Consider the following 13,786-nt stretch of genomic DNA (forward strand, 5'->3'; position numbering starts at 1 on the left):
CCTACTGGAAAGCCACGTACTTCGTGTCGAGGTACTCGTCGATGCCCTCGGTGCCACCCTCACTGCCGAGACCGGACTGCTTGACTCCGCCGAACGGGGCTGCGACATCGGACACGACGCCCCGGTTCACACCGACCATGCCGCTCGCGATCCTGTCCGAGACACGGAGTGCCCGATCGAGATCGCGGGTGTAGATGTATGCGGCGAGTCCGAACTCGGTGTCGTTGGCGGCATCGACGGCGTCCTGCTCGTCCACGAAACTCGTGATGGCCGCGACGGGTCCGAAGATCTCCTCGCGCACGATGCGTGCGGACGCCGGAACCTCGTCGAGCACGGTGGGTTCGAAGAACCAGCCCGGGCCGTCGATGACGTGACCACCCGTGCGCACGCGGGCGCCGGCGGCGACCGCATCGTCGACGAGGGATCCGACGTTGGTGCGCTGCTTCTCGTTCACCAGCGGCCCCACGTTCGTCCCGTCGCTCGAGCCGGGCCCGACGGTGAGCGCCGCGATCCGTGCGGTGAGCTTCTCCGTGAACTCCTCGCGGACGCTCTCGGCGACGATGAGGCGGTTGGCAGCCGTGCAGGCCTCTCCGCCGTTGCGCATCTTCGCCGCCATGGCGCCGTCGACGGCGGCATCGATGTCGGCATCGTCGAAGACTACGAACGGTGCGTTACCACCGAGTTCCATCGACGTACGCAGAACGTTGCGCGCCGACTGCTCGATGAGGATCTTGCCCACCCGCGTGGAACCGGTGAAGGTGACCTTGCGGAGTCGCCCGTCGGCGAGCAGGGGCTCGGTGACCGCGGGAGCGTTCGACGCGGGAAGTACCGACAGGACCCCGGCCGGCAACCCGGCGCCCGCCATGATCTCGGCGAGCAGCAGCATCGTCAGCGGCGTGTCCTCGGCCGGCTTCACCAGTACCGTGCACCCGGCCGCCAGGGCGGGGCCGATCTTGCGGGTTCCCATGGCCAGCGGGAAGTTCCACGGAGTCACCGCGAGAACGGGACCCACCGGAACCTTCGTGACGAGGATGCGCCCCGCGCCGGATGGAGATTGCGTGTAGCGGCCCTGGATGCGCACCGCCTCCTCGCTGAACCAGCGGAGGAACTCGGCGCCGTACGTCACCTCGCCGCGGCTCTCCGGGAGGGCCTTGCCCATCTCGAGAGTCATGAGGAGCGCGAGATCCTCCGTGCGCTCGATCACCGCCTCCCACGCTGCGCGCAGGATCGTCGACCGTGTCCGAGGTGCGGTCGCCGCCCACTCGTCCTGCACGGCGACGGCGCTGTCGAGCGCCCGCAGTGCGTCCTTCTCACCGGCATCGGCGACGCGGGCCAGCACGTCACCGGTGGCGGGATCGTGCACCGCGAACGTGCCGCCGTCCGCGGCGTCGACGAACGCGCCGTCGATCCACAGACCGGTGGGGACGGAGGCGAGCAGGGCAGCAGAGTCGGTCACTGTGCCGCCAGCGTTCGAACCGTGTTCTCCAGCACCGTCATCGCGTCGTCGAGAAGCTCGTCGCTGATCACGAGGGGAGGCAGCAACCGGATGACGTTGCCGTACGTCCCGCAGGTGAGCAGTACGACGCCCTCCGCGAGAGCATGCGCCGCGATGGCCTTGGTGATGACGGGATCCGGGGTGTCGGTGCCCGGCTGGACGAGCTCGATGGCGAGCATCGCACCGCGTCCGCGGACGTCGCCGATCACGGAGGTCTCCTCGGCGAGGGCGCGTAGGCGCGGCATGGCGAGGGACTCGATGTGACGGGCGCGTCCGGACAGGTCGAGAGCGGTCATGGTCTCGATGGCAGCGAGGGCAGCCGCGCAGGCCACCGGGTTGCCTCCGTACGTTCCGCCGAGCCCGCCCGCGTGGACGAGGTCGAGGAGATCCGCGCGACCGGTGATGGCCGACAACGGCATTCCGCCTGCCATTCCCTTCGCCATCGTGATGATGTCGGGGACGATTCCCTCGTCGTCGCTCGCGAACCACGACCCGGTTCGACAGAACCCGGTCTGTACCTCGTCGGCGATGAACACGACGCCGTTCTCCCGCGCCCAGGCTTGCAGAGTCGGCAGGAATCCGGGTGCGGGAACGATGAACCCGCCCTCGCCCTGAATGGGCTCGATGATGACGGCGGCCACCGCGTCGGCGCCGATCTGCTTCTCGATGCGGTCGATCGACGTCAGCGCGGCCTGCTCACCGGTCAGCCCCGGCTGGTCGCGGTAGGGGTACGACATCGGCATCCGGTAGATCTCCGGTGCGAAGGGCCCGAAGTTCGTCTTGTACGGCATGGTCTTCGCCGTCAGTGCCATCGTCAGGTTCGTCCGGCCGTGGTACGCGTGGTCGAAGGCCACGACGGCGTCGCGGCCGGTCGCCAGTCGCGCGACCTTGATCGCGTTCTCGACGGCTTCCGCGCCCGAGTTGAACAGGACGCTGCGCTTCTCGTGGTCACCCGGGGTCAGCTCGGCGAGTTTCTCCGCGACGGCGATGTAGCCCTCGTACGGCGTCACCATGAAACAGGTGTGCGTGAAGTGGCCGACCTGCTCCCGGACGGCCTCCGCGACAGCGGGATCGGAGGCGCCGACACTCGTGACGGCGATGCCGGCGCCGAGGTCGATCATCGAGTTGCCGTCGACGTCGACGATCACGCCGCCATCGGCATCGGCCGCGTAGACGGGAACGCTGGAACCGACGCCGGCGGCGACGGTGGCGCGTCGTCGGGCCGTCAGTTCCTGTGAACGCGGTCCGGGAAGTTCGGTGAGGAGAGCGCGCTTTTGAGGAAGGCGGTAGCTGATGTCCATGGTGAAGTCCTTCGCAGAGCAGGGAATGTCAGTCGTGGGAGCTCATGACGTGCTTGAGGCGGGTGTAGTCCTCGACGCCGTAGGCCGAGAGGTCCTTGCCGTAGCCGGAGTACTTGAAGCCGCCGTGCGGCATCTCGGCGACGAGTGGGATGTGGCAGTTGATCCAGACGGCGCCGAAGTCCAGCGCCGCACTCACGCGTTGGGTGACGCCGTGGTCCTTGGTCCAGATGCTCGAGGCCAGCCCGAACCGAACGTCGTTGGCCTTCTCGATCGCCTCGGCCTCGTCGGCGAACGGTTGCACCGTCAGCACCGGTCCGAACGTCTCCTCCTGGACTATGTCGTCCCGCTGGTCGACTCCGGTGATCACGGTGGGCTCGAGGTAGAAGCCCTTGTCTCCCACTCGGTTGCCACCGGTGACGATCGTCGCGGAGGCCGGGAGGTTCGCGAGCTTGTCGGTGACGCTCGCGTAGTGACGACTGTTGTTCAGCGGTCCGTAGAACGCGTCCGCGTCGTCCGGGCTGCCCGGTGTCAGCTCGCGGGCCTTGGCCGCGAGCGCGTCGACGAGTTGATCGTGAATCGACTCGTGCACCAGCACGCGGGTCGCCGCGGTGCAGTCCTGACCGGCGTTGAAGAAGGCCGCCTCGGCGATACCGCTCGCGGCCGAGGCGATGTCGACGTCACCGAAGACGATGGCCGGAGCCTTGCCGCCGAGCTCGAGATGGGCGCGCTTGAGCTGGCGGGCGGCGGCGACGGCGACCTCGATGCCCGCACGAACGGACCCGGTGATGGACACCAGGCCCAGCGACCGATGCCCGACGAGTGTCGCGCCGGTCCCGCCGTCACCGAGCACCACGTTGAGCACTCCGTCGGGAAGGACTCCCTTGGACAGCTTTGCGAGCACCAGAGTGCTCTCGGGCGTGGTGTCGCTCGGCTTGAGGACGATCGTGTTGCCGGCCGCGAGCGCCGGCCCGATCTTCCAGATGGCCATCATGAGTGGGTAGTTCCAGGGCGTCACCTGGCCGACGACACCGATGGGCTCGCGGCGGACGTAGGAGGTGAAACCCTCCATGTACTCGCCGGCGGACTTCCCCTCGAGCATGCGGGCTGCACCCGCGAAGAACCGCAGCTGGTCGGCTCCGACGGTCACCTCCTCGTCGGCGATGACCTGCTTCAGCTGGCCGGTGTTGCGGCTCTGCGCCTCGACGAGCTCGTCCGAGTGGGCCTCGAGGGCGTCGGCGAGCTTCAGCAGGGCGGTCTGCCGGGTCTTCGGAGTCGTCTTGCCCCAACTGGCGAAGGCGCGCTCCGCGGCGGCCACGGCGTCGTTCACGTCGGCCTCGGTGGAGATGGGGGAGACGCCCACGATCTCCTCGGTGACCGGACTGATCAGGTCGAGAGTCAGGGGGGACGAACTGGCGACGAACTCGCCGTCGATGTAGTTGCGGAGCACGTCGTGCGACACGAGGTACCTCTCCGTCGGGGCGGCTGGGTGGTTCGATCAGTGTGCGCCTGACGCTGCGAAACGGCAGCGGACAAAACGATGATCGTCCGGGGGTGGGGCACTCCGACTTGTCCAGTGCGGTAGCGGGGGTGTTCTCTTGCGTCGGGAGCTTCCCGACCGGAGAGGGGTACGTCGTGACGGTGTCGGTGCGCTGGGTTCTGGCGCAGAAGGCGCTCGCCCTCGAACTGCGAGCCGGCGCGGGCGGGCTGGACCGCGAGGTGTCGTTCGTGCACACCACGGAACTGTCGGAACCGTTCCGGTGGCTCTCCGGCGGAGAACTGCTGCTCACCACGGGGTTGAGGCTGCCGGTGACGACACCGGAGCGGGCGGCGTACCTCGAGGGACTGCACGACGCCGGTGTGGCGGCGGTGGGGTTCGGCACGGGCCTCTCCTTCGCGGAGGTGCCGTCCGACCTCGTCGAGGCCGCTGATCGGCTGGGTCTGCCCGTCCTCGAGGTCCCCCTGCCCACGCCGTTCGCGGCGGTGGTGACTCTCGTGATGAATCGGTTGGCGGAGCAGCAGTACGACGCCGTCGTGCGTGCGTCCCGTGCGCAGCCGCGGATGACCCGCGCCGTGGTCGCCGGGGGCGCCGCCGCGATCGTCCGGGAGCTGGCGACGGCCACGTCGTCCGCGGTGGTGCTCCTCGACGACACCGGACGGGTGCTCGAACAGCATCCGCGCGGTGGCGGTTCCGGTGTGCTGGACGAGATCCGCACCCTCGCAGCCGAACGCGGAACCGTGTCCAGCCGGGTCTCGGTGACCCCGGCGGGCATCTCGATCAGTGTGCAGCGCATCGCCATCGGCTCGGCGACGCACGGCCACGTGGCGGTGGTGGGGCCGGTGCTGGGGAACGTCGACCACATTCTCGTGGGTCACGCGGCGTCACTCCTGGCGCTCGACTTCGAGAAGCCGGCGCGGGTGCAGTCGGCGCAGGACAAGCTCAACTCCGTGGCACTGAGCCTCGTGCTGTCCGATCTCGACGGCCTGGCACCCGTGTGGGCGCAGATCGACCTGGCCGCGGGGGCCGACGGCACCGTGCGCGCCGTGACCGTCGATGCCGACACGCCCTCGCGAGCCCAGCGTGTCGAGGCCGCGATGGCGACCCACAGCGCAGCGGCGGGCCGTCAGCTGTTCGCTCGACGATGGTCGTCGCGGGTGACCCTGGTGGTGCGCGGAACGGACGATTCGACGTTCGCGGCATCGACGATCGCCGGTCTGGAGATCTCGGAACGTCGGCGGCTCCGGGTGGGAATCAGTGCGTCGCATCCTGTTCCGCAGCTCGCGCAGGCGGTGGAGGAGAGTCGGCTGGCGGCGTCGTCCGCCGCGGCGGGCGCCGATCCCGTGGAGTTCGGCTCGTTGGTGGGCGGTGTCCTGTTGGCGCACGCCTCGACGCGTCAGGCCCTCGCGACCGTCGGTGACGCGACCATCGCGCCCCTCGAGAAGTACGACACCGCCAACGGGACCGATCTGGTGGCGTCCCTGCGTGCGTTCCTCGAGGCGAACGGCCACTGGGAGTCGGCGGCCTCGGCCCTCGGGGTGCATCGACACACGTTGCGCAGCAGGGTCTCGCGCATCGAGGCGACGGTGCCGTGCTCCCTCGACGATGCCCGCGTGCGCGCCGAGCTGCTGCTCGCCCTCATCGCACGCGGGACCTGACGGTCAGCCTCGAAGCGCGCTCACGATCACCTCGGCGGTGCGGTGGCCCATGCGCACGGCTCCGTCGACGTGCTGATATCCCTCGGCCGCGATGTCGGAGCAGGAGAAGTGGATCGGGCCGACCGGGGTGCGGACGTCGCGTCCGTAGCGGTGCAGACCGCCGAGATCGAAGCTGGCCGCGTACGCGCCGCGCGTCCATTCCTCGGTGCCCCAATCGGACTCGTAGTAGACGACCGGATCGAGCGCCTTCGGTCCGAGATACGTGGCGATCGACTCGAGGATCGTGCGCTTGCGCTCCGCGGCGCCGAGTTCGAACATCGCGTCCGCCTTCTCGTCGGAGACGAAGGCGACGAGGGTGCCACGGGAGTCCTCGTGGTTGGTGTTGTCGTACACCTCCTGGGCGATCTGGGTGGCGCCGAAACCGGTGCCCGACAACCCTTCCTCCCGCCAGAACGGACTGTCGTACACCGCATGCACCTTGATGACGAGACCGAGGGACTGGTGCTGATGCATCTGGTGCTGACGGCGAGGGAGGGGCGGGTCGTACGAGATCCGCGTGTACAGATTCGGCGGCACGGCGACGATCACCCGGCGCGCCGTCACCTCGAGCTCCCCGTCCGCGAGAACGGTGACGCCGTCGTCGGTCCAGCGGATCGTCCGCACCGGCGCGTTCAGGTGCACGTCGTCACCGAGGCGCTCGGCCATGGCGACCGACACCTGCTGCATGCCCTGCACGACGCGCTTGTCGAGAATGAAGCTGTCGTCGACGAGGTTCGAGAACGAGCCTGCCGACGCGGCCATGAGCACGGCCTGCAGCGCAGAGAATGCATGGGCGGGCTTGGTGAGCATCCCGCCCGCGATGAACATGCCGATGTTCGCGGTGGCTTCGGCGTCGTCGGACTGCTGCGCGAGCCATCCCTCGAAGGACACCGTGTCGAGCTCGCGTGCCTGCGGATGGGCCCATGGTTCCTCGGGCCCGATCTCCGCGGCCAGAGTGTCGAGCATCGCGATGAGACGGTCGATCTCCTTCACGGTCGACTCCGCGACGGGGAAGTCCTCGCCGGTGTAGCGCGTGGCGACACCCGCGGTGTCGACGTAGACGGACTCGCCCTCGCGGTACCGGTCGAACGTCTCGAGCCCCAACTCGCCGAGCAGGTCGATCAAGGCCGTCTGGTCGGGCGAGACCCACTGGCCGCCCAGCTCGAGCACGGCGCCGTCGATCTCCTTGGTCCAGGTCCGGCCACCCACCCGGTCGCGTGCCTCCAGGACGGCCACGGTGAGGCCGGCCTTCCGCAGCGCGGTGGCGGCGGCGAGACCCGAGGGCCCGGCTCCGACGATGGCGACGTCCCGGTCGACTGAGGGCACGGTGTGGCTCCTGTTCAGGTGGGGTTGTGGTCATCCCAGTCTGCCCGGTCCGGCGCAGGCACGCGCAACGCCGAAACGTCGCATACGGGCTGCGCGCCCTGGACACGTCGGCGTGGTGTCATGACCGGATGGTCTGAGAATCTGCGTGATCGCAACCCTGGCCCGGGGGTGGACAGTGCTCGACCGTGGGGTGCATGACTTCCACCATTCGCACCTCCGTCGTTCCCTTCGTCGTGGAGGCGTCCGGTACCGGCGTCGCCCAGCACCTCGTCGTCGAGGGCACGGCCGGGCACGAGTTCGACGCCGACGCGTACCCGGCCTTCGGCGGCAAGGACGAGGCGCCGAGTCCGTTGTTCTACGCACTCGGTGCGCTGACCTCCTGCAACCAGGTCACCGCCACCCTCGTCGCCAAGGACCTCGGCATCACGCTGGGAAAGTTCAGCTTCCGTGTGCAGGGTGATCTGGACACCGCCGTCCTGGTCAAGGGCGCCGACGGCAACTCGAACTTCGACACCGTCACCGTCGAGGCGACGGTGGAGACCGACGCGACCGGTGATGCGTTCGATCACTTCGTCGCGGAGGTCGAGCGTCGCTGCCCCGTGACGCAGCTGTTCGTGCGCAGCGGTGTGGGCTTCGTGAACACCTGGACGCGCGCCGAGCCGGCCTGACGAGCCATCCCGGGCCTCCAGGGCTTCGCGGGCTTTCCTGGCCTCGCGAGTACGTCCGACGTGTCGTCGCATCGCCGCTGATCACGACACTGTGGACGTACTCGCGGAGAGCCTGCTGCGTGGCTACGCTCCTACGATGATCAGTCGACATGTGAGTGTGGTGATACCCGCGCCGCCCGAGGCCGTGTACGACTTTCTGGCCGACGTCGACAACCTCACTGCCTGGGCCGCAGGACTCGCATCGGGCTTCACCCGCGACGGTGACGACTTGCTGGCCGAGTCACCGATGGGCACGGTCCGGGTGCGGTTCGTCCCGCGCAACGCTTTCGGGGTGCTTGACCACGACGTGACGCTGCCCGACGGCACCGTCGTGAACAACCCGCTGCGGGTGCTCGCCCATCCGGACGGCGCCGAGGTGGTGTTCACGGTCCGGCAACTGAGCATGACCGACGACGAGTTCGAGCGGGACTGCGCCGCCGTCGCTGCTGATCTGGAGTCCGTGCGGGCGGTCTTCGGCCGACCTCGCTCCGGCACATCTATCACCTGAGCACCTGGATGACGGCAGCGGGATCGTCCGCCATCATCACGTGCCCGGCGTTCGGTATCTCGACGACCTCGACACCGGCCTGACGAAGCCGGCCGGTGTGCGTGGGTTCTCCCGTCCTCGATCCGTACAGCAGTGTTCTCGGCACGTGGGACGCGAGCAGGATGTCGAGAACGGTGGTGTCCGGCGGGCCCACACAGAGGCCGACAGCACTGCGGTGGAGCGCGACCGGATCGGCCAGCCGAAGCGTCTCCGCCCACGCGGCGTCGGCCCGGGCGATGAGTGACGTCACTCCCTGTGTTGCGAAGTCCTCTTCCGACTGTCCCGCGATCTCGACACTCGCCTCGCCGTCGAAGGGGAGAAGGTTCGGCTCGAGGACGGTCAGTCGTCGTACGAGGTCGGGTCGTGCCCGCGACAGGACGATGGCGATGGATCCACCCATACTGTGTCCGACGACGTCGAGTCCGACGAGTTCGTGCTGATCCAGCATCCGGGCGACGGCGAGCGCGTGGTCGTCCAGGGTGTAGCCGTCGGTCGCCACGTCGGCGCTGTCGCCGAATCCGAGCAGATCCGGGAGCAACCGCAGGCGGTCGTCCAGTCCCGCGGCCACGGTCCCGAAGGCAGCGACACCCGCCGACCCGAGACCATGAAGGAACACGGTGGCTCGACGACGTTCGCCCGGCAATACCGCCGTGTGGAGGGTCATGGCGCCGACGCTACCGGGTCTCCTTGACGTGGCAGTACGTCCGGTTCGTCGTAAATGATGGTGCAGCCGGTGTTTTCAGCGCACTCTCAGGTCACGAGTAGTCCCGAGTCGTAGTGTCGACCAGGGTGCGCAGAGCGCGCATCGGTCGTCAGGAGGACGTTATGGCAGGCATCGCCGACAAGTTCGACAAGGCATACGCGGACAAGACGATCGAGGAACTGGCCGACGCGCCGGTCGCGGCCCTCAAGGGCGTCAGCGACGGCGATGCGGAGAAGTTGAAGGCTGCCTTCAACATCACCACGGTGCGCGATCTCGGCACCAACAAGTACTTCCTGTGGGCTCAGGCTGCGGCCACGCTCGCGCAGTAGGACCGTCACTACCCTCCGCGAGTACGTCCGAACTGTCGTGATCCTGGCTCCCACCACGGCCGTATCGGCGTACTCGCGGAGGGTGGTGCAGGGTGCGGTCAGGCGTCCGACCGTCGGCGCCGTCGGACTCGCTTGGTCACCAGCACCACCACCGCCACCGCGATGAGCCCGATGACGACGTACTGGAACACCGAGGCGTAATCCTCGACGTAGTGCCAGTTCTCCCCGAGGAAGTAGCCCGCGAGCACGAAGATCGTGTTCCACAGGAGGCTGCCGAGCGTCGTGTAGAGCAGGAATTGCAGGACCGGCATCCCGGACACGCCTGCGGGCACCGAGATGCCGGATCGCACGAGCGGAATCATCCGACCGAAGAAGACGGCGGAGCGGCCGTGGCGCACGAACCATTCGTCGGCCTTGGTCAGATCGTCCGTGCTGACGAACGGCATCCTGTCCACGGCGGCGTACATCCGGTCGCGGCCCAGCTTCTTGCCCAGCCAGTAGAGGCCGAGAGCGCCCAGCACCGATCCGAGCGTGGTCCAGAACAGTGCGCTCGCGAGGGAGAAGCCACCCTGCGACGCGGTGAACCCGGCCAGCGGGAGGATGATCTCGCTGGGCAGCGGTGGGAAGAAGTTCTCGGCGGCCACGGCGATGCCGGCGCCCGGCCCGCCGATGCTCTCCATCAGGCTGACGGCCCAGCCTGCGATTCCACCCAGTTCCGTACTGGCGGCAGCGGTGACGATGTCGCTCATGCCCGCACTTTACCGGGGGTTTACTCCGCGAGAGCCCGCGCGAGGTGCGTGCCGGTGTGCGTCCGGGCCAGAACGAGCTCGTCGACGGTGCCCGTGAACACCACCTCGCCGCCGTCGTGACCCCCGTCGGGACCGAGGTCGACGACCCAGTCGGCGGCCGCGACGACGTCCATGTTGTGCTCGATCACGATGACCGATCGGCCCTCGTCGACCATGCCGGACAGCAGTCCGACCAGGTTGTCCACGTCGGACGAGTGCAGTCCGGTGGTGGGCTCGTCGAGCACCAGGACCGGGGAGTTGCCCACCAGTTCCGTCGCCAGCTTGAGGCGCTGACGCTCGCCGCCGGACAGGGACGTCAGGTTCTGGCCCAGGGACAGATAACCGAGACCGACATCACTGCACCGCCGGAGTACGTCGCGCACCTTCTTCACGGTGAAGAACTCGCGGGCCTCGTCGACGGACATGTCGAAGACGTCGGCGATCGAGACGCCGTCGACGGTGTGCTTGATCGCGCCGGATCGGAAGCGTCGACCCTGGCAGGTCTCGCACGTACTCGACACCGGGTCGGTGAAGCCGAGGTCGGTGAAGATCATGCCGGTGCCCTGACAGTCGGGGCAGGCTCCGTCAGAGTTCGGCGAGAACAGCGCTGCGGGTTGTCCCGTTCGCTTGGCGAAGTGTGCACGGATCGGATCGAGCAGTCCGGTGTAGGTGGCGGGGGAGGAGCGGCGCGAACCGCGGATGGGTGCCTGGTCGATGACCACCGCGTCGGGCCGGACGTCGCGGAGGTGGCCGTGGATCAGACTCGACTTGCCCGAGCCCGCGACACCGGTGACCGCCACGAGAACGCCGAGCGGGATGTCCACCGACACGTTCTTCAGATTGTGGCTGTCGGCGTTCTCGATGCGCATCCACCCGTTCGGAGTGCGCGGGGTGCGCCGCGATCGACCGTCTCGACGCAGCGCCGTCCCGGTACGCGTCTCGGACTGCCGCAGTTCGGGCCAGGTGCCCTCGAAGACCACCGTGCCGCCGTGCTTTCCGGCGCCAGGGCCGATCTCGACGATGCGGTCGGCGATGGCCATCACCTCCGCGTCGTGTTCGACGACGAGCACGGTGTTCCCCTTGTCGCGCAACGCGATCAGCATGTCGTTCAGTCGGTGCACGTCGCGCGGGTGCAGCCCGGTAGTGGGCTCGTCGAAGACGTACAGCATGTCGTTGAGCGTGGCGCCGAGGTGGCGCACCATCTTGATGCGCTGGGACTCGCCGCCCGACAGCGAGGACGTCGCACGATCGAGGCTCAGGTACCCGAGTCCGAGATCGACCAGTCGACGGAGCTGTGTCACCACCTCGCGGCGTGGGCCGTCCAGGTCGCCGAGCGCCCACGTGTCCATGACGTCGGCGAGGTCGGAGACCTGCATCGCGAACGCGTCGGGGATCGAGAGTCCCTCGAGCGTCGCGGCGTGCACCGTCTCGTTGAGGCGAGTTCCCTTGCAGGACGGGCACACTCCCCGCGTGACGATACGGTCGTACGCCTCCTTCGACTTGCCCTTCAACGCGTCGGCATCCTTGGAGAGATAGCTTCGACGGAACCGGGAGAGCAGCCCCTCGTACGTCTTGAACACGGCGTCCGGGTTGACCATCTCGACCTCGCCGGGCGACGCGTCGAAGAACAGGTGCCGCTCGCGCGGGGAGTACTGCTCGAGGGGAACGTCGAGATCGAACAGTCCCGAGTCCGCGTACAGCCGGTAGGGCCACTTGCCGGGCAGGAAGTCCGGGTGCTTCACGGGGCCCTCACGCAACGACTTCGACTGATCCACCAACTCGTCGATGTCGATGACCTTCGCCTCGCCCAACCCCTCGCACTCGGGACACATGCCGGCAGGATCGTTGAACGAGAACGCGTTGGCATAGCCGATGGACGGGGTGACTCCGCGCGACCACAGCATGCGGAGCCAGTCGCCGATGTCGGTGATGGTGCCGACGGTGGAGCGAGGGCTGCCGAAGAGGCGCTTCTGGTCGACGATGACGACGGCCGACAGGTTGGCGATGAGATCGGCGTCCGGCCGACCGTAGGACGGCAGGAAGGTCTGGGCGAACGCGCTGAACGTGGAGTTGATCTGCCGCTGCGCCTCCGCGGCGATCGTGTCGAACACGAGCGAGCTCTTCCCGGACCCCGAGACCCCGGCGAACACGATCAGCGACCGTTTGGGGAGATCGATGTCGATGTCACGCAGATTGTTCTCCCGCGCGCCGCGCACGGTGATGGTGGACAGAGCGTCGTTCGGTGGCGTCGTCACGCCGTAGGGATACCAGACCGAGCGGACACCCGTCAGCCGGACTGGCCCTGCAACTTGCTCAGTCGGTAGCGCAGCTTGCCCGGACGGTCACGCTCGGTGGTGAGCGAGGAGGTGCGCGCGATGTGGGCCTCGCCGAAGCGGTCCAGCAGGAGGTCGTCCACCATCCGCACCTGACCGGGGCGGTACTGGTAGTCCATGGCCGCCGTCACGTACTCGACTCGTGCGGGGTCGAGGGCCTCCTCGAGTTCCGCGCCCGTCGTGATCCCGTTCGCGTTGACGAGAGTCAGCAGCCACTCGTAGTGACCGCTCCGACTGGGGGTGTAGTCGGGAAGGAGGTCGGTGACGATGGTGCGCAGCTGATCGGCGGTGAGCTGGAGATCCATCCCGCGTGCGGCATCGGCCGCGCGCAGTTCCGTGATCTTCTCCTTGTGGTGCCGATCGGCGAGTTCGAACTGGGCGTCCGCAAGTTCGATCAGCCCCGCCGCGAGCGTGAACGCTCGGTCGATGGTCGGCGAACCCTGCGTGCGGGAGTTCTTGAACCGGATGTCGTGCTCGATCTCCGCCCAGGCGTGCTGCAGCACGGTGCGGATCTGCACCTCGAAGCCGAGGCCGGTGAACTGCTCGCATCCCGCCGGGACGCGGTCGCCGTCCGCACTGAGGATGAGGTGCCGTCCGGCATAGCCGAACACGCCGGACTCCTGGGCGAGGGACGACTTGTCGATGGTCTTGAGCAGCACGAAGTGCTTCGAGATGGCGTCCGCGACGCGGTCGATGTCCGACGTCAGATACGTGATGACACGGATCCCGACGAGATCGGTGACCTCGGCGAGCGGATCGGTGAACTCGAGCGACCCGTCCTCGCGGAGGCGGGCGAACTTGCCGGCAGCGGACTCCACGGACTTGGTACGTGCCTCGACGGCGTCGATGTCGATGTCCGCCTCGGAGACGAACGTCTCGACGGCGGCCGACAGCGCTGCCGTGGCCGCTGCGAAGTGATCCCACCGCGCGCGGTACTCCTCGACGGAGCTGTGCAGCCCTGACGGTGAGGGTGGGGACGACGTGGGGCGCATGGTGGAGATTCTGCCCCACCATGGTCCAATGCTCGCGTGACGCTCCGTAGCGGCCCGACCCGACCGGCCTCCG

The 13,786-nt window shown here is 68.1% G+C and carries 12 protein-coding genes; 4 read left to right on the forward strand and 8 right to left on the reverse strand.

Features of this window, described 5'->3' with window-relative positions:
* Position 1: 1 nt before the first annotated feature.
* The 3 genes from ASG69_RS12995 to ASG69_RS13005 are packed head-to-tail and all read right to left on the reverse strand — an operon-like array spanning position 2 to position 4,255.
* Positions 2-1,456, reverse strand: a complete 1,455-nt coding sequence (locus tag ASG69_RS12995) for an NAD-dependent succinate-semialdehyde dehydrogenase (RefSeq protein ID WP_056448310.1) — start codon at positions 1,454-1,456, stop codon at positions 2-4.
* On the reverse strand, positions 1,453-2,796 hold the full coding sequence (gabT, locus tag ASG69_RS13000) for a 4-aminobutyrate--2-oxoglutarate transaminase (protein WP_056448313.1): 1,344 nt from the start codon (positions 2,794-2,796) through the stop codon (positions 1,453-1,455). The genes ASG69_RS12995 and gabT overlap by 4 nt, the downstream gene beginning before the upstream one ends.
* Before the next feature lie 28 nt (positions 2,797-2,824).
* On the reverse strand, positions 2,825-4,255 hold the full coding sequence (locus tag ASG69_RS13005; protein WP_056448316.1) for a gamma-aminobutyraldehyde dehydrogenase: 1,431 nt from the start codon (positions 4,253-4,255) through the stop codon (positions 2,825-2,827).
* Between the two features lie 173 nt (positions 4,256-4,428).
* On the opposite strand from ASG69_RS13005, the gene ASG69_RS13010 reads away from it, so the two are divergent.
* Positions 4,429-5,949 carry a PucR family transcriptional regulator gene (locus tag ASG69_RS13010; RefSeq protein WP_056448319.1) on the forward strand — a complete coding sequence of 507 codons (1,521 nt, stop codon included), beginning with the start codon at positions 4,429-4,431 and terminating at the stop codon, positions 5,947-5,949.
* Positions 5,950-5,952: 3 nt separating this feature from the next.
* On the opposite strand, the gene ASG69_RS13015 is transcribed toward ASG69_RS13010, so the two are convergent.
* Positions 5,953-7,314, reverse strand: a complete 1,362-nt coding sequence (locus ASG69_RS13015; RefSeq protein ID WP_056448326.1) for a flavin monoamine oxidase family protein — start codon at positions 7,312-7,314, stop codon at positions 5,953-5,955.
* A gap of 194 nt (positions 7,315-7,508) precedes the next feature.
* On the opposite strand from ASG69_RS13015, the gene ASG69_RS13020 reads away from it, so the two are divergent.
* Both ASG69_RS13020 and ASG69_RS13025 read left to right on the forward strand, forming a co-directional pair.
* Positions 7,509-7,982, forward strand: a complete 474-nt coding sequence (locus ASG69_RS13020; RefSeq protein ID WP_056448330.1) for an OsmC family protein — start codon at positions 7,509-7,511, stop codon at positions 7,980-7,982.
* Between the two features lie 136 nt (positions 7,983-8,118).
* Complete coding sequence (locus ASG69_RS13025; RefSeq protein ID WP_200933821.1) at positions 8,119-8,529, forward strand: SRPBCC family protein; 411 nt, start codon at positions 8,119-8,121, stop codon at positions 8,527-8,529.
* On the opposite strand, the gene ASG69_RS13030 is transcribed toward ASG69_RS13025, so the two are convergent.
* Positions 8,522-9,232, reverse strand: a complete 711-nt coding sequence (locus ASG69_RS13030; RefSeq protein WP_056695798.1) for an alpha/beta fold hydrolase — start codon at positions 9,230-9,232, stop codon at positions 8,522-8,524. The genes ASG69_RS13025 and ASG69_RS13030 overlap by 8 nt on opposite strands.
* Before the next feature lie 161 nt (positions 9,233-9,393).
* Here ASG69_RS13030 and ASG69_RS13035 point away from each other — a divergent pair, with 161 nt between their 5' ends.
* Positions 9,394-9,600 carry a hypothetical protein gene (locus tag ASG69_RS13035; RefSeq protein WP_027504928.1) on the forward strand — a complete coding sequence of 69 codons (207 nt, stop codon included), beginning with the start codon at positions 9,394-9,396 and terminating at the stop codon, positions 9,598-9,600.
* Between the two features lie 98 nt (positions 9,601-9,698).
* Here the strand turns inward: ASG69_RS13035 and ASG69_RS13040 are convergent, their stop codons facing one another.
* Genes ASG69_RS13040 through ASG69_RS13050 form a run of 3 tightly spaced genes read right to left on the reverse strand, consistent with a single transcriptional unit; the run spans position 9,699 to position 13,713 of the window.
* Positions 9,699-10,349, reverse strand: a complete 651-nt coding sequence (locus ASG69_RS13040; RefSeq protein ID WP_056448340.1) for a DedA family protein — start codon at positions 10,347-10,349, stop codon at positions 9,699-9,701.
* Positions 10,350-10,369: 20 nt separating this feature from the next.
* Positions 10,370-12,643, reverse strand: coding sequence for an ATP-binding cassette domain-containing protein (locus tag ASG69_RS13045; protein ID WP_056448343.1), 2,274 nt, complete (start codon positions 12,641-12,643; stop codon positions 10,370-10,372).
* A gap of 32 nt (positions 12,644-12,675) precedes the next feature.
* Positions 12,676-13,713, reverse strand: a complete 1,038-nt coding sequence (locus tag ASG69_RS13050) for a GTP pyrophosphokinase (protein ID WP_056448346.1) — start codon at positions 13,711-13,713, stop codon at positions 12,676-12,678.
* Positions 13,714-13,786: the final 73 nt, after the last annotated feature.

This window comes from Rhodococcus sp. Leaf225, assembly GCF_001426145.1.
Lineage (GTDB): Bacteria > Actinomycetota > Actinomycetes > Mycobacteriales > Mycobacteriaceae > Rhodococcoides.

Excerpts from the sequence above, each read along its gene's own strand:
- ASG69_RS13020 (WP_056448330.1), top strand. The coding sequence starts at position 7,509 with ATGACTTCCACCATTCGCACCTCCGTCGTTCCCTTCGTCGTGGAGGCG.
- ASG69_RS13035 (WP_027504928.1), top strand. The coding sequence starts at position 9,394 with ATGGCAGGCATCGCCGACAAGTTCGACAAGGCATACGCGGACAAGACG.
- ASG69_RS13025 (WP_200933821.1), top strand. The coding sequence starts at position 8,119 with ATGATCAGTCGACATGTGAGTGTGGTGATACCCGCGCCGCCCGAGGCC.
- gabT (WP_056448313.1), bottom strand. The coding sequence starts at position 2,796 with ATGGACATCAGCTACCGCCTTCCTCAAAAGCGCGCTCTCCTCACCGAA.
- ASG69_RS13030 (WP_056695798.1), bottom strand. The coding sequence starts at position 9,232 with ATGACCCTCCACACGGCGGTATTGCCGGGCGAACGTCGTCGAGCCACC.
- ASG69_RS13050 (WP_056448346.1), bottom strand. The coding sequence starts at position 13,713 with ATGCGCCCCACGTCGTCCCCACCCTCACCGTCAGGGCTGCACAGCTCC.
- ASG69_RS13040 (WP_056448340.1), bottom strand. The coding sequence starts at position 10,349 with ATGAGCGACATCGTCACCGCTGCCGCCAGTACGGAACTGGGTGGAATC.